Origin of the sequence: Methylobacterium dankookense, assembly GCF_902141855.1 — a bacterium.
Lineage (GTDB): Bacteria > Pseudomonadota > Alphaproteobacteria > Rhizobiales > Beijerinckiaceae > Methylobacterium > Methylobacterium dankookense.
This window is the reverse complement of the sequence record NZ_CABFVH010000026.1, coordinates 36,545-53,031: the sequence shown is the minus strand read 5'-3', so window position 1 is coordinate 53,031 and position 16,487 is coordinate 36,545. Positions and strand designations below refer to the sequence as shown.

The 16,487-nt window shown below is 72.9% G+C and carries 17 protein-coding genes; 6 read left to right on the top strand and 11 right to left on the bottom strand.

The window, feature by feature from the left end:
• Nucleotides 1-2: 2 nt before the first annotated feature.
• From mobB to MTDSW087_RS18320, 6 genes are all read right to left on the bottom strand, one after another.
• Complete coding sequence (gene mobB / locus MTDSW087_RS18345) at nucleotides 3-539, bottom strand: molybdopterin-guanine dinucleotide biosynthesis protein B (RefSeq protein WP_144766342.1); 537 nt, start codon at nucleotides 537-539, stop codon at nucleotides 3-5.
• Nucleotides 536-2,503, bottom strand: a complete 1,968-nt coding sequence (locus MTDSW087_RS18340) for a molybdopterin biosynthesis protein (RefSeq protein ID WP_144766341.1) — start codon at nucleotides 2,501-2,503, stop codon at nucleotides 536-538. The genes mobB and MTDSW087_RS18340 overlap by 4 nt, the downstream gene beginning before the upstream one ends.
• Nucleotides 2,500-3,594, bottom strand: a complete 1,095-nt coding sequence (locus tag MTDSW087_RS18335) for a molybdopterin-binding protein (protein WP_144766340.1) — start codon at nucleotides 3,592-3,594, stop codon at nucleotides 2,500-2,502. The genes MTDSW087_RS18340 and MTDSW087_RS18335 overlap by 4 nt, the downstream gene beginning before the upstream one ends.
• Before the next feature lie 125 nt (nucleotides 3,595-3,719).
• Nucleotides 3,720-6,692 (bottom strand): formate dehydrogenase subunit alpha, encoded by a 2,973-nt coding sequence (gene fdhF / locus MTDSW087_RS18330; RefSeq protein WP_144766339.1) that lies wholly within the window; start codon nucleotides 6,690-6,692, stop codon nucleotides 3,720-3,722.
• 56 nt (nucleotides 6,693-6,748) lie between these two features.
• Nucleotides 6,749-8,467, bottom strand: coding sequence for an NAD(P)H-dependent oxidoreductase subunit E (locus tag MTDSW087_RS18325; protein ID WP_144766338.1), 1,719 nt, complete (start codon nucleotides 8,465-8,467; stop codon nucleotides 6,749-6,751).
• A 55-nt stretch (nucleotides 8,468-8,522) separates the two neighbouring features.
• Nucleotides 8,523-8,849, bottom strand: coding sequence for a hypothetical protein (locus MTDSW087_RS18320; RefSeq protein WP_144766337.1), 327 nt, complete (start codon nucleotides 8,847-8,849; stop codon nucleotides 8,523-8,525).
• 453 nt (nucleotides 8,850-9,302) lie between these two features.
• Here MTDSW087_RS18320 and MTDSW087_RS18315 point away from each other — a divergent pair, with 453 nt between their 5' ends.
• Nucleotides 9,303-10,472: a glycosyltransferase family 2 protein gene (locus MTDSW087_RS18315; RefSeq protein ID WP_238178930.1), complete on the top strand. Its 1,170-nt coding sequence runs from the start codon at nucleotides 9,303-9,305 to the stop codon at nucleotides 10,470-10,472.
• Nucleotides 10,473-10,594: 122 nt separating this feature from the next.
• Here the strand turns inward: MTDSW087_RS18315 and MTDSW087_RS18310 are convergent, their stop codons facing one another.
• Nucleotides 10,595-11,620 carry a TerC family protein gene (locus MTDSW087_RS18310; protein WP_144766336.1) on the bottom strand — a complete coding sequence of 342 codons (1,026 nt, stop codon included), beginning with the start codon at nucleotides 11,618-11,620 and terminating at the stop codon, nucleotides 10,595-10,597.
• Nucleotides 11,621-11,813: 193 nt separating this feature from the next.
• On the opposite strand from MTDSW087_RS18310, the gene MTDSW087_RS18305 reads away from it, so the two are divergent.
• The 3 genes from MTDSW087_RS18305 (at nucleotide 11,814) to MTDSW087_RS18295 (ending at nucleotide 14,238) form a co-directional block, all read left to right on the top strand.
• Complete coding sequence (locus tag MTDSW087_RS18305) at nucleotides 11,814-13,043, top strand: TIGR03862 family flavoprotein (protein ID WP_144766335.1); 1,230 nt, start codon at nucleotides 11,814-11,816, stop codon at nucleotides 13,041-13,043.
• Entirely contained in the window at nucleotides 13,040-13,732 is a 693-nt protein-coding gene (locus MTDSW087_RS18300) for a spermidine synthase (RefSeq protein ID WP_144766334.1), read from the top strand. Before MTDSW087_RS18305 ends, MTDSW087_RS18300 begins: the two co-directional genes overlap by 4 nt.
• A gap of 65 nt (nucleotides 13,733-13,797) precedes the next feature.
• Nucleotides 13,798-14,238, top strand: coding sequence for a hypothetical protein (locus tag MTDSW087_RS18295; RefSeq protein WP_144766333.1), 441 nt, complete (start codon nucleotides 13,798-13,800; stop codon nucleotides 14,236-14,238).
• 34 nt (nucleotides 14,239-14,272) lie between these two features.
• On the opposite strand, the gene fae is transcribed toward MTDSW087_RS18295, so the two are convergent.
• Complete coding sequence (fae, locus tag MTDSW087_RS18290) at nucleotides 14,273-14,812, bottom strand: formaldehyde-activating enzyme (RefSeq protein WP_144766332.1); 540 nt, start codon at nucleotides 14,810-14,812, stop codon at nucleotides 14,273-14,275.
• Here fae and MTDSW087_RS30265 point away from each other — a divergent pair.
• Complete coding sequence (locus tag MTDSW087_RS30265) at nucleotides 14,811-14,954, top strand: hypothetical protein (RefSeq protein ID WP_186383899.1); 144 nt, start codon at nucleotides 14,811-14,813, stop codon at nucleotides 14,952-14,954. The two genes, fae and MTDSW087_RS30265, sit on opposite strands and share 2 nt — an antisense overlap.
• 50 nt (nucleotides 14,955-15,004) lie before the next feature.
• A complete protein-coding gene (locus MTDSW087_RS18285; protein ID WP_144766331.1) occupies nucleotides 15,005-15,244 on the top strand; it encodes a hypothetical protein in 240 nt (79 codons plus the stop codon).
• 30 nt (nucleotides 15,245-15,274) lie between these two features.
• Here the strand turns inward: MTDSW087_RS18285 and MTDSW087_RS18280 are convergent, their stop codons facing one another.
• From MTDSW087_RS18280 to MTDSW087_RS18270, 3 genes are all read right to left on the bottom strand, one after another.
• The gene (locus tag MTDSW087_RS18280; protein ID WP_373321951.1) at nucleotides 15,275-15,715 is read right to left on the bottom strand and encodes a hypothetical protein; all 441 of its coding nucleotides are present in this window, start codon (nucleotides 15,713-15,715) and stop codon (nucleotides 15,275-15,277) included.
• A gap of 91 nt (nucleotides 15,716-15,806) precedes the next feature.
• Complete coding sequence (locus MTDSW087_RS18275) at nucleotides 15,807-16,208, bottom strand: type II toxin-antitoxin system VapC family toxin (protein ID WP_144766329.1); 402 nt, start codon at nucleotides 16,206-16,208, stop codon at nucleotides 15,807-15,809.
• Nucleotides 16,208-16,450: an antitoxin gene (locus MTDSW087_RS18270; RefSeq protein WP_144766328.1), complete on the bottom strand. Its 243-nt coding sequence runs from the start codon at nucleotides 16,448-16,450 to the stop codon at nucleotides 16,208-16,210. Before MTDSW087_RS18270 ends, MTDSW087_RS18275 begins: the two co-directional genes overlap by 1 nt.
• Nucleotides 16,451-16,487: the final 37 nt, after the last annotated feature.

Here is a 16,487-nt window from a genome sequence, read left to right as displayed (position 1 = left end):
GCTCAGGGAGTCTCCAGCCTGGCGAGAACCGCGTCGAGGGGCTCGGCCCGGGCGAGGACGAGGTCGGCGATCGCCTCGACATCGTCGAGCGGGACCACCGGCCGCCCGGCCTCCGGGAAGGGCCTGTCGCTGGCGATGGCGACGATGCGGGGATCCTCGGGATGGAGCGGAGGACGCCCGTTGGCGGCGCGGAACACCTCGAGCTTGGGATGCCCCTCGCGCTTGAAGCCTTCGACCAGGGCGAGCCCGTCCGGCACGAGGCGGCGCAGCAGCTCGGGCAGGCCCGCCTCCCCGTCCTCCCCCACTTCGCGGATCTGCGCCCAGCGGCGGGCGGAGGAGACGATCACCTCGCTCGCCCCCGCCTGCCGGTGGACGTGCGAATCCTTGCCGGGCTGGTCGATATCGAAGGCGTGGTGGGCGTGCTTGAGGGTCGCGACGCGCACGCCGCGCGCGACGAGGAGCGGAATCAGCCGGGCGAGCAGGGTGGTCTTGCCCGCCCCGCTCCAGCCGGCTAGCCCGATGACGCGCAGGCCGCTCATGCGGGGCCTCCGGGCAGGAAGCCGAGGGCGCGGAGCGCCTCCGCGGTCTCGGGGGCGACAAGGAGGTCGAGAAAGGCGGCGAGCGCCGGCTTGTCCCGGTCGGCCTCCCGGTAGGCGAGGTCGTAATGCTCCTCGGTGAGCGGCAGGAAGCCGAGCCCGTAGGCCTCGGCGACGCTCGCGATGGCGACGCCCCAATCCGCCCGCCCCTGCGCCACCGCGGCGGCTACGGCGTTGTGCGAGCGCGGCTGGTTCCAGAACCCGGCCGGGCGGCTCCCGTTCAGGAGTCCGTCGACGAGGAGGCGCGTGCCCGAGCCCGCATTGCGGTTGACCATCACGGCATCCGGGTCGGCGAGCGCCGCCGCGACGGCGCGCGCGGCATCCCGGCCCTCGAAGCGCGGGTCGCCGGCGCGGAAGACCACGCCCTGGAGCCGGCGCCAGCCCGGCGCCAGCGCCAGGCCGGGCGCGAGGAACGGCGCGTTGTAGCGGCCGGTTTCGGGGTCGAAGAGGTGCATGGCGGCGAGGTCGCACTCGCCCCGGCGCAGGGCCGCGAGGCCGCCGCTCGATCCGACCCACATGGTCCGGGCGCGATAGCCCCGGTCCGCCAGCAGCCCGACCACCCGGTCGAGGCCGGTGCAGTGGCTGCCGACGATCGTGAGGTCCGGCGGCCGCACGCCCGCGCCGAGGCGCACCACCGACACGGTCTCGCCCGCCTCCACGCCCGAGCGGGCGGCCGGCACCGCGAAGAAGCCGTCCGCCTGCGAGAAGGCGGTGACGGAGCCCGAGCCCTTCGGCAGCGGCAGAGCCACCAGGCCCTCCGGCCCGTGGGCGAGGGAGGCCATCACGAACTCGGTGCGTCCGAGCTCCGAGGGAAGGCGCTGGGGCAGCACCGCCGCGACAGCGTCCTCCTCGCGCGGCGGCAGGCCGGCGAGCGCCCGCACCAGGGGCACCACGAAGTCGTGGAAGGTGAACATCGCCGAGGTCGGGAAGCCCGGCAGCACGACGATCGGGGTGCCCTGCGCCACCGCGAGGCAGAGGGGCTTGCCCGGCTTCAGGGCGACGCCGTGGACGAGGATGCCGGGCTCGCCGAGGCGGGAGAGGATGCGGTGCGAGACGTCGCCCGCCCCCTTCGAGGTGCCGCCCGACAGGACGACGAGGTCGTGGCGGCCGAGTGCCTCGCGGAGGGCCGCCTCCAGCACCGCCTCGTCGTCGCGCAGGATGCCGAGATGCACCGGCTCGCCGCCGTTCTCGGTGACGGACGCCGCGACGATGGCGCCGTTCGAATCGTAGATCGCGCCCGGGCGCAGCGGCGCGCCGGGCGCCACCAGCTCGTCGCCCGTCGAGAGCACCCCGACCTTCGGGCGCCGCACCACCGGGACCAGGGCGAATCCGCAGGCCGCGAGCATGCCGATCTCGCGGGCGGTGATCACCGCGCCCTTGCGCAGGACCGTCTCGCCCGAGGCCATGTCGGCGCCGGCATAGCCCACGAACTGCCCGGGCCGGACCGCCGTCACCACCGCGATGGCCTCGCCCTCGAACTCGGTCTGCTCGACCATCACCACCGCGTCGGCCCCGCGCGGGATCACGCCGCCCGTGGCGATCGGCGTCGCGGTGGCGGCCTCCACCGTCAGGGCCGGCGCCACGCCGCAGGCCAGGATCTCCCGGTTGAGGACGAGCCGCCGCGGATCGGCGGGGCCGGCGCCCTCGGTGTCGGCGGCCCGCAGGGCGAAGCCGTCGACCAGGGCGCGGTCGAAGGGCGGGACGTCGATCGGCGAGGCGACGTCCCGGGCGAGCACCCGGCCGAGGGCGTCGGCGAGCGGCACGCTCTCGGCCGGCAGGGCCGCGTGCGGGACCGCGGTCCGGAAGGCGGCAAGCGCCGCCTCGCGGCTCAGCACGGTGAGGAACTGCTCCTGCCGCGAGGCCGCGGCGAGCCGCTCGGCGAAGGCGCTCGGTGTCTCGGAACTCACAGCGGCCAGACCTCGACCTGCTCGCCCGCGGGATGGCCCTCGCGCTCGGGCGCGACCAGGACGACCCCGTCCGCCCGGATCAACCGGCGAAGCGGAAGCTCGGCTCCCCCGAGCGGTTCGGCTCCGGCCGCGCCGGACCGGACGAAGACGATCTCGGCAAGCCCGATCACGGAGGCGATCTTCCGGGTCAGCGGCATCATCGCCGCCCGTCCCGGCTGCGCGCCGCAGAGCCGCGCCAGGAGCGGCGCGCCCAGCGCCAGGAAGGCCGCGAGCGCGGCATCGGGGCGCCCCGGCAGCAGCAGGACCGGGCGTCCCCCGGCCGCGCCGATCGCCGCGCTCTCGCCCGGCCGCAGCGCGATCCCGTGGGCGAGGAGCCGCCCAGCCCGCGCCAGGGCCTCCGCGCTCCGGTCCGTCCGGCCGAGGCCGCTGCCGCCGAGCACGAAGACCGCATCGGCCCCGGCCGCGCCGATCGCCGCGGCGACGGCTCCGGCCTCGTCGGGCGCGGCGACGATCTCCGCTTGGCCGCCACGCGCCGCGATCAGGCCACGGAGGGCGGGCGACAGGCCGTCCCGCCCGGGCGCGCCGGTCACCACCAGGCGCAGGCGCGGCTGGCGGATCTCGACCGTGCCGATGCCCGCCTCGATCAGGGCGAGGACGTGAAGGGGTCCGATCCGCTCGCCCGCCGCGAGCAGGGTGTCGCCGGCGGCGAGGTCCTCGCCCGGACCGCGCGTGCCCTCGCGCGCGGCGACATCCTCCACGATGGCGCCATCGGCGAACCCGTCGGGGGTGAGCACGGCATCGCTGCCCGCGGGCAGCGCCTCGCCCGCCTCCAGCCAGGGCGGCGCTCCAACGACGGGCACGGGCGCGTAGGGAGAGGCGCCGCCGACGGCGGCGGCCTCGACCGCGTAGCCGTCGCGCAGCGCGATCCGCCGCTCAGGCCGGTCGCGGCCCGCCAGGACCGGGGCCGCGGCGATCAGGCCGCCCGCCTCGGCCGGCGGCACGGCACGCGGGGCGACCGGCGCGGCCTCGGCGAGGAGCAGGGCCAGCGCGTCCGCGAGCGGCACCAGGGCCGCGGAAGCGGATCGGCTCATCGGCGTCCGGCCTCTCCCCAGGCCGGGCGCGCGGGGCTGGGCCGCGAAGGGTCTCCGGCTGGCGTCATCGCCCGAGCGATGCGCCATCCTCGGGCGGGGATCAAGCGTCCGTCGCCCGGCCTCCCTCACTCCGCGGCGATCGGCGAGGCGGCCTGTACCGGCGAGACCCGGGCCGCGCAGAACTTGAACTCGGGAATCAGGCCGAGCGGGTCAAGCGCGGGGTTGGTGAGGAGGTTCGCCGCGGCTTCCGCGTAGCAGAAGGGCATGAACACCATGCCGTCCGGAACGTCGCGATCGGACCTGACCTTCACCTCGACGGCGCCGCGGCGCGTCTCGAGGCGCATCGTCATGCCGGGCTCGAGGCCGAGGCGGTAGAGCTCGCGCGGGGCCAGGAAGGCCACCGCCTCGGGCTCCAGCGCGTCGAGCACGCCGGCACGCCGGGTCATCGAGCCGGTGTGCCAGTGCTCCAGCACGCGGCCGGTGGAGAGCACCATCGGGAACTCGGTGTCCGGCACCTCGTCCGGGGGCACGATCGCCGCCGGCACGATCTTCGCGCGCCCGCTCTCGGTCGGGAAGCCGTCGTAGAAGATGATCTCGTTGCCGGGCTTGTCGGGCGCGTCGACCGGGTAGGTCACGGCGCCCTCGCGCTCCAGGCGCTCCCAGGTGATGTTGGCGAGCGAGGGCATGACCTGCGCCATCTCGGCGAACACGTCGGCCGGCCCGGCATAGTTCCAGTCGAGCCCCATCCGCCTGGCGAGCTCCTGGATGATCCACCAGTCCTGGCGCGCGTCGCCCGGGGGCGGGACGACGGGCCGGGCGATCTGCACGCGCCGGTCGGTGTTGGTGAAGCTGCCCGCCTTCTCGGCGAAGGCGGAGGCCGGCAGCACCACGTCGGCGTGGAAGGCCGTCTCGGTGAGGAAGAGGTCCTGCACCACGAGATGGTCGAGCATCGCCAGGGCGTGCCGGGCATGGTTGAGGTCGGGATCCGACATGGCCGGGTTCTCGCCCTCGACGAACATGCCGCGGATCTCGCCGGCATGGATCGCCCGCATGATCTCGACCACGGTGAGCCCGCGCTTCGGATCGAGGGACTGGCCCCAGAACGCCTCGAACAGCTCGCGCACCGCCGCCTTCTCGACGGACTGGTAGTCCGGATAGACCATCGGGATCAGGCCGGCATCGGAGGCGCCCTGCACGTTGTTCTGGCCGCGCAGGGGGTGCAGGCCGGTGCCCGGACGCCCGATCTGGCCGGTGACCAGGGCGAGCGCGATCAGGCAGCGCGAGTTGTCGGTGCCGTGGACGTGCTGGCTGATGCCCATGCCCCAGAAGATGATCGAGGCCTTGGAGCGGGCGTAGAGGCGCGCGACCTCGCGCAGGGTCCCGGCATCGATGCCGCAGACGGCCTCCATCTTCTCGGGCGTGAAGTCGACGATCTTCTGCCGCAGCGCATCGAAGTTCTCGGTGTACCCGGCGATGTACTGCTCGTCGTAAAGCTTCTCCTCGATGATGACGTTCAGCATCGCGTTAAGCATCGCCACGTCCGAGCCCGGCTTGAAGGCGAGATGCTTGTAGGCGTGCCGGGACAGGACCTGCCGGCGCGGATCCATCACGATCAGCTTGGCGCCGCGCTCCTTCACCGCGTTCTTGAGGAAGGTCGCGGCGACCGGGTGGTTCACGGTGGGGTTGGCGCCGATGACGATGATCACCTCGGCGTCGAGCGCCGCCGAGAAGGGCGCGGTCACGGCACCCGAGTTCAGCCCTTCCATCAGGGCCGCCACCGAGGAGGCGTGGCAGAGGCGGGTGCAATGGTCGACGTTGTTCGAGCCGAAGCCGAGGCGGACCAGCTTCTGGAAGAGGTAGGCCTCCTCGTTCGAGCCCTTGGCCGAGCCGAAGCCCGCGAGCGCCTTGCGGCCATGGCTGTCACGGACTGTCCGCAGTCCGGCCGCGGCACGGTCGAGGGCCTCCTCCCAGGTGGCTTCGCGGAAATGCGTCCAGGGATTGGCCGGATCGACCTGATCGTTCGCGTCCTTCGGCGCGTTGTCGAGCCGGACCAGCGGCTTCGTCAGCCGGTGGGGATGGTGGACGTAGTCGAAGCCGAAGCGGCCCTTCACGCAGAGCCGGTTGTGGTTGGCCGGGCCGTTCAGGCCCTCGGCATAGACGATGCGCTCGTCCTTGACCTTGTAGGAGACCTGGCAACCGACGCCGCAATAGGGGCAGAGCGAGGCGACCTCACGGTCGGGATAGACGACCCGGGTCTCGTTCGCGTCGAGATAGGCCGAGGGCATCAGCGCCCCGGTCGGGCAGGCCTGCACGCACTCGCCGCAGGCGACGCAGGTCGAGCCGCCCATCGGGTCGTCGAAGTCGAACACCACCTTCGCGCCGGCCGAGCGGTAGGCCATGCCGATCACGTCGTTGACCTGCACCTCGCGGCAGGCGCGGACGCAGAGATTGCACTGGATGCAGGCGTCGAGGTTCACCCGCATGGCCGGGTGGCTGGGATCGGCCTGCCAGCGCTCGGCCGCGGGGAAGCGGCTCGCGGTGACCTCCACGAAGTCGGCCTGGGCCCAGAAATGCGAGGTCGGATCGTGCGCCGTCGCCCGGTCCGGCTGGTCGGCCACCAGCAGCTCCATCACCATGGCGCGGGCCTTCTCCGCGCGCTCGGTAGCGGTCTTCACCTTCATGCCGATGGCGGGCGTGCGCTTGCAGGAGGCCGCGAGCACGCGCTCGCCCTCGATCTCGACCATGCAGGCGCGGCAATTGCCGTCCGGCCGGTAGCCGGGCTCCGGCTTGTGGCAGAGATGCGGGATATGCGTGCCGAGGCGCTTGGCGACCGCCCAGATGGTCTCGCCCGGCCGGGCCTCGACCGTCTCGCCGTCGAGTTCGAACGCGATGGTGGGCGGCGCCGCGGGCCGCTCCTTCAGGCCGGCGAGCCCGCTCGGCTCGGGCGAGGCCTGCCCGCCCGCCTTGGCGCCCTGCGAATAGGCGCCCCCCGCGCCGGGCCGTGCCTCCGGAGCGGCGCCGCCCGCATCCTGGCGCGTCTGCGCCCGGACCTCGGTCCGGTCCGTCGCCTTGCCGTGGAGATCGGGGCCGTCGTTCATTCTGCCGCTCCCAACACGCATACCGGAACTATCGTGCCACTCGTCCGCATCGTCCATCACTCGGCGGCGATCGGACGCGGCTCGGGGAAGAGATCCGGGAAATAGGTGATGACGCTGGTCAGCGGGTTCGAGGCAGCCTGGCCCAGCCCGCAGATCGAGGCGTCGCGCATGCACTGGGACAACTCCGCGAGGAGGCCCGTGTCCCAGACCGATTGCTCCATCAACACCCGCGCCTTCTGCGTGCCCGAGCGGCAGGGCGTGCACTGGCCGCAGGACTCGTCCTCGAAGAAGCGCATCAGGTTCAGCGCCGCGCCGCGCACGTCGTCCTTGTCCGAGAGGATCACGACGGCAGCCGAACCGATGAAGCAGCCGTATTTCTCCAGCGTGCCGAAATCGAGCGGGATGTCGTTCATCGCCGCCGGCAGGATGCCGCCGGAGGCCCCGCCCGGGAGGTAGGCCGCGAAGGCGTGCCCCTCGGCCATGCCGCCGCAATATTCGTCGACCAGCTCCTGGATGGTGAGGCCGGCGGGCGCGAGCTTCACCCCCGGCTCCTTCACGCGGCCCGAGACCGAGTAGGAGTGCAGGCCCACGCGCCCGTTGCGGCCATGGCCCTTCCACCACGCGGCGCCGCGCTCGATCAGATCGCGCACCCAGAACAGGGTCTCGACGTTGTTGATGAGGGTCGGGCGGTCGAACAGGCCGACCTGGAAGGGGAAGGGCGGCTTGTGCCGCGGCAGGCCGCGCTTGCCTTCGAGCGATTCGATCAGCGACGATTCCTCGCCGCAGATATAGGCCCCCGCCCCGCGGCGGAGATGGATGCGCGGGCCGCCCTCCGGCAGCTTTGCGATCTCGCGGGCCAGGATCTCGCGGGCGATCGGGTACTCGTCGCGCAGGTAGATGTAGATGTCGGCCGCCTCGACCACGTGGGCGCCGATCAGCATGCCCTCCAGGAAGCGGTGCGGATCGGTGTTGAGGTAGAGCTGGTCCTTGAAGGTGCCGGGCTCGCCCTCGTCGGCGTTGACCGCCATCAGGCGCGGGCCGGGCTCGCCGCGCACCGAGCGCCATTTGCGGCCCGTGGGGAAGCCCGCGCCGCCGAGGCCGCGCAGGCCGCCGTCGTCGAGCAGGTCCAGCACGGCGTCGACCGGAAGCTCGCCGCTGCGGATCCGCTCCAGCGTGGCGTAGCCGCCCTGCGCCCGGTAGGCCTCGTAATCGCTATAGGCCGGGATGTGGGCGTGCGTGTCGCCCGCCTCCACCGCCGCCTTCACGGCGGCCGCATCCGCCCGGTGCAGGAAATTGTGCCCGACCTCGACGGCCGGGGCATGGTCGCAGAGGCCGACGCAGGGCGCGCGCACGACGCGCACGTCGCCTTTCAGCTCCGCCTGCAGGGTCTCGAGCAGCTTCTCCGAGCCGAACATCGCGCAGGTGATGCTGTCGCAGACGCGCACCGTGAGGCGGGGGATGTCGGCCTCGCCTTCCCGCACCACGTCGAAATGCGCGTAGAAGGTCGCGGTCTCGAACACCTCGGCGAAGGCGAGGCGCATCTCGTCGGCGAGCGCGGCGAGATGGGCGGCGCCGATCTGGCCGTAGGTGTCCTGGATCAGGTGCAGGTGCTCGATCAGCAGGTCGCGCCGGCGCGGGCGGTCGCCGAGCAGCGCCTCGATCTCGACCTTGGCCCGCGGATCGACCTGCCGGCCCTTCGGAACCGGCCGCGCCCTGTCCCGGCCGCGGCCCGGATGCGAGAAGCGCTGGACGTTCTGATGGTTCGCTTCGCTCATGGCGCTGTTCCGACCGTCCTTGTCGAGAGGCGTTCCGGGATCCGTGCCGTCGGGCTCACTGGCCGCCGAAGGCGCGCAGGGGCTGGCCGGCCTCGGAGCGATGCTCCATCGCCACCGTGCCGGCGCCGGCATCGAGCGCCTTGACCCGCGGGCCGACCACCGCGCGCAGGTCCAGCTCGAAGGCATCGAGCGCCGCGTTCAGCGCCTCGACCCGTGCCGCGTCGTCCGCCGGCCCGGCCAGGGCCGCGGCCAGATCCGCGCGCACCCGCTCCGAGAGCTCAGGCGTCAGCGGCGGCCGCGCCTCGGCGGCATAGGCGTCCGCGACGAGGGCGGCCCAATCGAGGCCGCGTCCGGGGCCGCTTGCGGGATTGTCGTCCGTCATGGCGCGCTCCACCCGTCCGTGTCGGACCGCCTCTGCGACCCGAAGGCCCGGGCGGTTCTGCCGCGACGGTCCAGCTTAAAATCGATCCAGACTTGCGTCAAAGATCGGCTCCGGCAGCAGGACCGTCGTTGATTCAATGCGTTGGCGCCGCGTTCCGATCCGGATCGGTCGGCCGGGCGCCTCACATTATCTGGCATACCATAGACCAATTCTCGACGCCAAGCCGTATCGCGGCCTTCGGGATCGTCCAGGCTGGAGCCGATCGATCGCTTCGGCTCACCCGCGGTCTCTCCTTCCCCCTTGCGGGGAGGGGAAATCCGCTCCGCGAGGAGAGCGCGTCGCGAACGACAGGTCCGAGCGACCAGAAAACGCATCCGACGACCCGCCGGCCGGGCGTTCATCCCGCGTTCGGCGAGCGGCGTGCAAAGCTCCGCCATTCGACCGGAGCCGCACGTGTCCCCCACATCCCTTCCCACCGCCGAGGCCGTGCCGAGCACGGGCCCCGACGTCGTGATCGCCGTGCCCGTGCGCAACGAGAGCGAGCGGATCGCGGCCTGCCTCAGGGCCATCGACGCCCAGGCCGGACTGGCCCCCGGCCGGCTCGGCCTCGTGCTGTTCCTGAACAACTGCACCGACGGCACCGAGGCGATCGCCGAATCGCTGCGGCCGGACCTGTCGATCGCGCTGCGCGTCCTGAACGTGACCTATGCCGGCGCCCATGCGGGCTGGGCGCGCCGCGCCGCCATGGACGAGGCCGCCGCCTGGATCGAGGGTGGGCCCGGCACCGGGACGATCCTCACCACCGATGCCGACAGCCGGGTGCCGCCGGACTGGGTCGCGCGCAACCTCGCCGCCCTCGATGCCGGGGCCGACGCGGTGGCCGGCCGGGTCGAGCTGGCGCCGGAGGAGGCCGCGCTCCTGCCGCCCTCGCTGCCCGCCCGCGGCCGGCTGGAGGACGCCTACGACGCGCTGATCACCGAGGTCGAGACCATCCTCGATCCCGATCCGCACGATCCCTGGCCCTGCCACCGCACCACGATCGGCGCCTCGCTCGGCGTGCGCCTCCACGCCTACCGGCAGGTCGGCGGCATGCCGGAGATCCCGCTCGGCGAGGACGGCGCCTTCGTGGCCGCCCTGCTCCAGCAGGGCTTCCGCGTCCGCCATCCGCGCGACGTGGTGGTGACGATCTCGGCCCGCCTCACGGGACGCGCGCCCGGCGGCGTCGCCGACACGATCCGGGCCCGCTGCGAGGAGCCCGACGCCCTCTGCGACGCGCGCATGGAGCGCCTGCCGCGGCTGATGCTGCGCTGCTGGCTGCGGCGGCGCCTGCGCCGCCTCCACGCCTCGGGCCGGCTCGCGACGAGCCGCAGCTGGGCCCGGGCCCTGGCGATTCCCGACGACGAGGCCGCGCGCATCGCCGCCCTGCCGCGCGCCGCCCAGGCGGTGGCCGCGGCCGAGCGCGCGAGCCCGCGCCTCGCCTTCCACCCGGTCGGGCCGAAGCACCTGCCCGGCCAGATCCGGCTCACCGGGGCGGCCCTGCGGCTGCTCCGCCCGGCCGGCCGCCTCGCCGCCTTGGCGAGCCGCCGCCCCGCTGCGGGGTCCGCGGCGCTGGCCGACGCATAGGATCCCGGGTTTCGAAAGGGATCATCCCTTTCGCGGGTCCAGGGCGGAGGCCTGGGATCGACGCCGGGGCTTTGCCCCGGCACCCCACAGAAGGGACATCGTCCCTTCGGGATCCCCGTAGCTCAGGCCCGGCTGCGGATCTCGGCCCGCGGCTCGACGGGCTCGGCGTGGGGCGCCTCCCCGCGGGTGCGCCACAGGCTGTAGAGGATGCCCGCGATCAGCACGACCACCGTGACGGCGAGCGAGACCCAGGTCGGCACGTGGACGAGGCCGAAGGTGTCGGCGACGACGATCTTGGTGCCGATGAAGATCAGGATGAAGGCGAGCGCCGTCTTCAGGTAGGCGAAGCGGTCCACCATCGCGGCGAGCGCGAAGTAGAGCGCGCGAAGCCCCAGGATCGCGAAGATGTTCGAGGTGTAGACCACGAAGGTGTCGGTGGTGATCGCGAAGATCGCCGGCACGCTGTCGACGGCGAAGATCACGTCGGCGCCGTTCACGAGCACCAGGGCGAAGGCCATCGGCGTCAGCCAGAGCGCGGCCTTGCCGGTCTTCGGATCGGTCTTGCGCACCAGGAAGCGCTGGCCGTGCAGCTCCGGCGTGATGCGCAGGACGCGGCGCAGGAAGCGCACCGAGGCGCTGTCCTGGATGTCGCCCTCGTCCTCCTCCTTGGAGAAGAGCATCTTGAGGCCGGCATAGATCAGGAAGGCGGCGAACAGGGACAGCACCCAGTGCGCCTGGTGCACGAGCGCCGCGCCTAAGCCGATCATCAGGCCGCGCAGCAGCACGGCCGCGAGGATGCCCCAGAGGAGGACCCGGTGCTGGGCCGCCCGCGGGATGCCGAGCGCCGACAGGATCACCGCGATGACGAAGACGTTGTCCATCGACAGCGACTTCTCGACCACGAGGCCGGTGACGTATTCCTGGCCGGCCTGCGGGCCGAAATACCACCAGACCCAGCCGCCGAAGGCGAGGCCGAGGCCGAAATAGAAGGCGGTGAGGAGGAGGCTCTCCTTCACGCCGATCTCGTGCTCCTTGTCGCGGTGCAGGAGGCCGAGATCGAAGGCGAGCAGGCCGACGATGAGCGCGTGGAAGCCGAGCCACATCCAGACGGGCTTGCCGAGCCACAGGAAAAACAGAAAATCCATCATGGACGGGACCGCGATGCTCCTTGAGAGGGCATCGGCTCCGACATCACGGAAGCAGCGAAGTGCATCCCGCCAGAGGGGCCCGCAGCCGATGGGCGCGAGTTAGGTGGGCGAAAGGGGCGAATCAAGGGCAGCCGGGACATGGCTGGCCATGCTGCCTTGACAGGGCCGCCGCTCTGACGCCTTGCCCACAGCCATGTCCACAGATCCGACAGAGGCGCCGGCCCTCGCGGTGGTCGGCGGCGGCCCGGCCGGGCTCGCGGCGGCCGAGCTGCTCGCGGGCTCCGGCCGCGCCGTCACCGTCTACGAGCGCATGCCCTCGCCGGCCCGGCGCCTGCTGATGGCGGGACGCGGCGGGCTCAACATCACCCACAGCGAGCCGCTGCCCACCTTCCTCGGCCGCTACCATCCGGCCGGCAGCTTGGAGGCGGCGATCCGCGCCTTCCCGCCCCAGGCCCTGCGCGACTGGTGCGCGGATCTCGGCGAGCCGACCTTCGTGGGGTCCAGCGGGCGCGTCTTCCCCGAGCGCTTCAAGGCCTCGCCCCTGCTGCGGGCCTGGCTCGCGCGGCTCGAAGCCCTCGGCGTCCGCATCCGCACCCGGCACCGGCTCGTCGCCATCGAGGGGCGCAGCCTCGTCTTCGAGACGCCGGAGGGGCCGGTCCGGCACGCGCCCGAAGCGGCCTTGCTCGCGCTCGGCGGGGCGAGCTGGCCGCGCCTCGGCGCGGACGGGTCCTGGGTGCCGCTGCTGGCCGGCCTCGGCGCGCCGGTCTCGGCGCTACGCCCGGCCAATGTCGGCTTCCGGGTCGCGTGGTCCGAGGTCTTCCGCACGCGCTTCGCGGGCGAGCCGGTCAAGCGCGTCGGGCTCTCCGTCGGCGGCCGTTCGGTGCTCGGCGAGATGGTGGTCACGCGCACGGGCCTGGAGGGTGGGGCAGTCTACGCGCTCTCGCGGCTCCTGCGCGAGGCCGCTGCGGCGGAGGGCGCGGCCGAACTCACCCTCGACTTGCGCCCCGACCTCGCCGCGGAGGCCCTCGCCCGGCGGCTCGCCGCGCAGCGGCCGGGGGAATCCCTCGCCAACCGCCTGCGCAAGGGTGCCGGGCTCGCGCCCGTGACCGCGGGACTGCTGCGCGAATCGGCGGGCGGGCCGCTGCCCGCGGATCCGGCTGCGCTTGCCGCCCGCATCAAGGCCGCGCCCCTGCGTATCGACGGGCCGGAGCCGATCGACCGGGCGATCTCGACGGCGGGCGGCCTCGGGGGGCTCGATGCGCGTTTCATGCTGAGAGACCGCCCCGGCCTGTTCGCGGCGGGCGAGATGCTCGACTGGGAGGCGCCCACCGGCGGCTACCTGCTGCAGGGCGCCTTCGCCAGCGGCCGGGCGGCGGCGGCCGGCATGCTGGCTTGGCTCGACGAGACCGGAGGCGCGGCGTGATTCCCTGGGTCCACATCGACACCGCGGCGATCCCGAAGGATGGCGGCACGCTCAAGCTGATGCGGCGGGGCAGCGAGTTCTCGATCCAGCTCGGCCAGAACGAGCTGATGAACAGCCGCCTCAGCGGCTCCGAGGAGGCGCTGGCCCAGCTCGCCTGCGGCCGGGTCTCGGCGCGCCCGAGCCCGCGCATCCTGATCGGCGGTCTCGGCATGGGCTTCACCCTGCGGGCAGCGCTCGCGGCCCTGCCCGAGCGGGCGGAGGTGGTGGTGGCCGAGCTGGTGCCCGCGGTCGCCGCCTGGGCGCGCGGGCCGCTCGCCGAGATCTTCGGCGGCATCCTCGACGATCCGCGCGTCCGCTTGCGCGAGACGGACGTCGCCGCGCCGATCGCAGAGGCGGCCGGCGCCTTCGACGCGATCCTGCTCGATGTCGACAACGGGCCGGACGGGCTCACGCATCCGGGCAACGACCGGCTCTACGACCATGCCGGGCTGGGCCAGGCCCGCCGGGCGCTGCGGCCTGGCGGCGTGCTCGCGGTCTGGTCGGCCCATCCCGACGCCGCCTTCACGCGGCGCCTGCGCGATGCCGGCTTCGCGGTGGAGGAGGTGCCCGCCCGCGCCAACGGCCGCCGCGGTGGGGCCCGCCACCGGATCTGGCTCGCCGAGAAGCCCGCGGGCGGCGGGCGGCGCTGACGGATCACGGCTCCGTCAGGCGGGTCGGCCTCGACAGCGGCCCGGCCCTGCGGCATCCAGGCGGCATGCTTCGCCTCGCCCTCGCCTGCCTTCTCCTCACCACCGCCGCGGCCCAAGCCGACGAGTGCGACGGCCTCGCCCGCCAGATCGCCGAGGCGATCGGCGGCAAGGTCGGGCGCCGCTCCGGCCCGAGCATCGACATCCGCATGCCCGGCGCGATCAAGGTCGACCTGACCTGCCGCGCCGAGCCGATCGTGCAGGCGAGCTCCAGCGAGGCGCAGCCCTCGGCTACCTTCTTCAACGACCTCGCGCTGGCCTCGCAGATCGTGATCGGCGAGCCGGCCGCCTCGGTGGCGCCGATCATCGCCCGGGCGCATGCCACCTCGCTCGCCGAGCGGCGCAAGTCCTTCGTCCAGCAGAACGGCTGGTCGGCGAGCTGTTACACCGACCCGGCGAGCAGCGCGCTGCGCACGCTCTGCTCGGTCGGGCGCATCCCGCCGGGCTGAGGCGCGCCCCGGGGGCCACGCCGGCCCCGCGCGATCAGTACTCGATCACGTCCTCGAGCGCGTAGTGCTTCACCGTCTTGCGGTTGGCGATCAGCTCCTCGACGGTCGGCTCGCCCTTCAGGGCGCGGGCGATCGCGAGCTTCGTCGCCTCGTAGTTGGTCCGGTAGAGGTCCTTCTGGTCGAGGTCGTCGTGGTCGGCGCAGCGCGGGTCGAGCCAGATCATGATGATCATGCACAGCTCGTCGAGGCCGTCCTTGGGCAGGATGCCCTCGATGATGCAGTCGACGATGGCGTCGCCGGTCGCCGCCTGGACTACGCCGCCGAGAAGCTCGACATACTCGGCCGTGTGGATCGTCGCCTTGGTGGTCATCATCGTGGCCGGGCGCACGAGCTGGTTGAGGTCGCGTACCACGAACATGCGGGTATGGCCCTGGACCTGCCCCATCATCGAGGCGAAGGCCTGCCCCACGGGGCCGCGGGTCGAACCGATCAGAACCTCGGGCATCGCGTCGGTGTACTGCCCCTCGGCGGCGAGGACGGTGGCCTCGCCGGTGCGGAACCAGATCTCGGACATGCTTCTTTCCTTCGGATGCCTGTTGGACGATCGCGTCTGGGATGGCGCCGGAGCGGACGCGATCGTCCGCGCGGGAGACATCATCGCGCAGCTGTCTCGTCAACAGGGGATCGTGCCCTTGCCGCGGGCGATCACGGATTGACCGAACCGGGCAGGTCTGCGAACGGCCACGCGACGAGCACGGGGGGCGGCATGCGGGAACCCGGACGAGGAACCGAGCGAGGTGCCGACGGCCAGGGCTGGAGCCTGTCGGCGACGCCGATGGCCGATGGCGTGCGCCTCGAACTCGCCCTGCCCGACCTCAACGGCGCGCCGGCCAGCGCCGTGCTCGTGCTGGAACGGGGCGAGGCGCGCGCCTTCGCACGGGCCCTGCTGGCCGCCGCGGGCGACGCCACCGAGCGAACCTTCCGGACGCCGCCCGACGAGGGCTGAGCGCCGGCCTCCACGCCTGTCGGGAACGCGTCAGCGCGGGCCGAGGCCCGGATTCACGCGGCCGGGCAGACGGGGCACCTTGGTGCCGCGCGGCTCGATCGGACCGGCGCAGGTGTAGCGGAACTCCGTCTGAAGGTCGCTGAACACGCGCTCGCCGGCGATCTTGCAATCCTCGCGCACCGTCTCGTCGAGATAGGTGCGCGCGGCGACGCGGAAGCGCTCGGCCCGGGTCTCGGCCGGGTCGCGCCCGGTGAAGGCCTCCCCGACGCTGCAGCCGGTCACCTCGCGCAGGGTGTTCGACACCACGAGCATCCGGCGCTGCTGGCGCTGGTCGTAGACCTCGTAAGGATCCTTGCAGCCGATCGTCACCACCTGGGGGGTGAGGCTGACATAGGTCTTCGAGATGTAGGAAAAGCCGGTGCAGCCCCCGAGACCGAGCGCGAGGGCGAGCGGGCCTGCGAGCCGTCGCATCGTCGTCGCCACTCCTTCACACACCGCGGGATCGGCGCATTGAAACGGCTGCGCTTGCCCGGTCAAGCGCCTGGAGGACACAGGGGGTGGATCATGCGACCGGCTGCTCCCAGTTCTCGACCCTGAGGCCGGGCACGCGGGCGAATTCGCGCAGGTTCCGGCTGACCAGCACGAGATCCCGGGCGAGCGCCTGGCCGGCGATCAGCACGTCGTAGGGCCCGATCGGCGTGCCGGCAGTGGCGAGCGCGGCGCGGATCTCGCCGGCCCTGCGGGCATCCTCGACCGTGAAGTCGAGGCAGGCGAACGGCAGGTCGGCGATCTGTTCAAGGGTGCGCTCGGTCCGCGTCCCGCGATAGGCGCCGTAGAACATCTCGTGCGCGACGATCGCCGAGAGGACAATGTCGCGCGGCTCCGTCCGGCGCAGGCGCGCCCAGAAGCCGGCATCCTTCTTCACGAGCGCGGTGACCGCATTCGTGTCGAGCAGGTAGCGCATCAGAGGTCGTCGAGCTCCGGACGCTCCTGCTGGGGAACCTCCTCCTCCATCGCGGCGACCGCATCGTCGTCGAAGGGCTGCAGCTTGCCGGCGATCAGGTCCCAGCTCTCCGCGACGGGTTCCAGGATCACCGCGTCGCCCTCGCGGCGGATGCGCACCGCCTCGGTATCGAAGCGGTAGGCCTTGGGCAGGCGCACGGCCTGCGAGCGGCCGGACCAGAAGACCTTGGCGATGTCCGACATGGCGCACTCCCGGGCCGCCCCCGATATATCTCACGAG

What these genes read in the sequence shown, in the direction of transcription:
- MTDSW087_RS18280 (WP_373321951.1), bottom strand. Translation starts at nt 15,715, where the DNA reads ATGCGACGGCTCGCAGGCCCGCTCGCCCTCGCGCTCGGTCTCGGGGGC.
- MTDSW087_RS18285 (WP_144766331.1), top strand. Translation starts at nt 15,005, where the DNA reads ATGCGGGAACCCGGACGAGGAACCGAGCGAGGTGCCGACGGCCAGGGC.
- MTDSW087_RS18295 (WP_144766333.1), top strand. Translation starts at nt 13,798, where the DNA reads ATGCTTCGCCTCGCCCTCGCCTGCCTTCTCCTCACCACCGCCGCGGCC.
- MTDSW087_RS18335 (WP_144766340.1), bottom strand. Translation starts at nt 3,594, where the DNA reads ATGAGCCGATCCGCTTCCGCGGCCCTGGTGCCGCTCGCGGACGCGCTG.
- MTDSW087_RS18305 (WP_144766335.1), top strand. Translation starts at nt 11,814, where the DNA reads ATGTCCACAGATCCGACAGAGGCGCCGGCCCTCGCGGTGGTCGGCGGC.
- MTDSW087_RS18275 (WP_144766329.1), bottom strand. Translation starts at nt 16,208, where the DNA reads ATGCGCTACCTGCTCGACACGAATGCGGTCACCGCGCTCGTGAAGAAG.
- MTDSW087_RS18325 (WP_144766338.1), bottom strand. Translation starts at nt 8,467, where the DNA reads ATGAGCGAAGCGAACCATCAGAACGTCCAGCGCTTCTCGCATCCGGGC.
- MTDSW087_RS18270 (WP_144766328.1), bottom strand. Translation starts at nt 16,450, where the DNA reads ATGTCGGACATCGCCAAGGTCTTCTGGTCCGGCCGCTCGCAGGCCGTG.
- mobB (WP_144766342.1), bottom strand. Translation starts at nt 539, where the DNA reads ATGAGCGGCCTGCGCGTCATCGGGCTAGCCGGCTGGAGCGGGGCGGGC.
- MTDSW087_RS18320 (WP_144766337.1), bottom strand. Translation starts at nt 8,849, where the DNA reads ATGACGGACGACAATCCCGCAAGCGGCCCCGGACGCGGCCTCGATTGG.
- MTDSW087_RS30265 (WP_186383899.1), top strand. Translation starts at nt 14,811, where the DNA reads ATGCTTCTTTCCTTCGGATGCCTGTTGGACGATCGCGTCTGGGATGGC.
- MTDSW087_RS18310 (WP_144766336.1), bottom strand. Translation starts at nt 11,620, where the DNA reads ATGATGGATTTTCTGTTTTTCCTGTGGCTCGGCAAGCCCGTCTGGATG.
- fdhF (WP_144766339.1), bottom strand. Translation starts at nt 6,692, where the DNA reads ATGAACGACGGCCCCGATCTCCACGGCAAGGCGACGGACCGGACCGAG.
- fae (WP_144766332.1), bottom strand. Translation starts at nt 14,812, where the DNA reads ATGTCCGAGATCTGGTTCCGCACCGGCGAGGCCACCGTCCTCGCCGCC.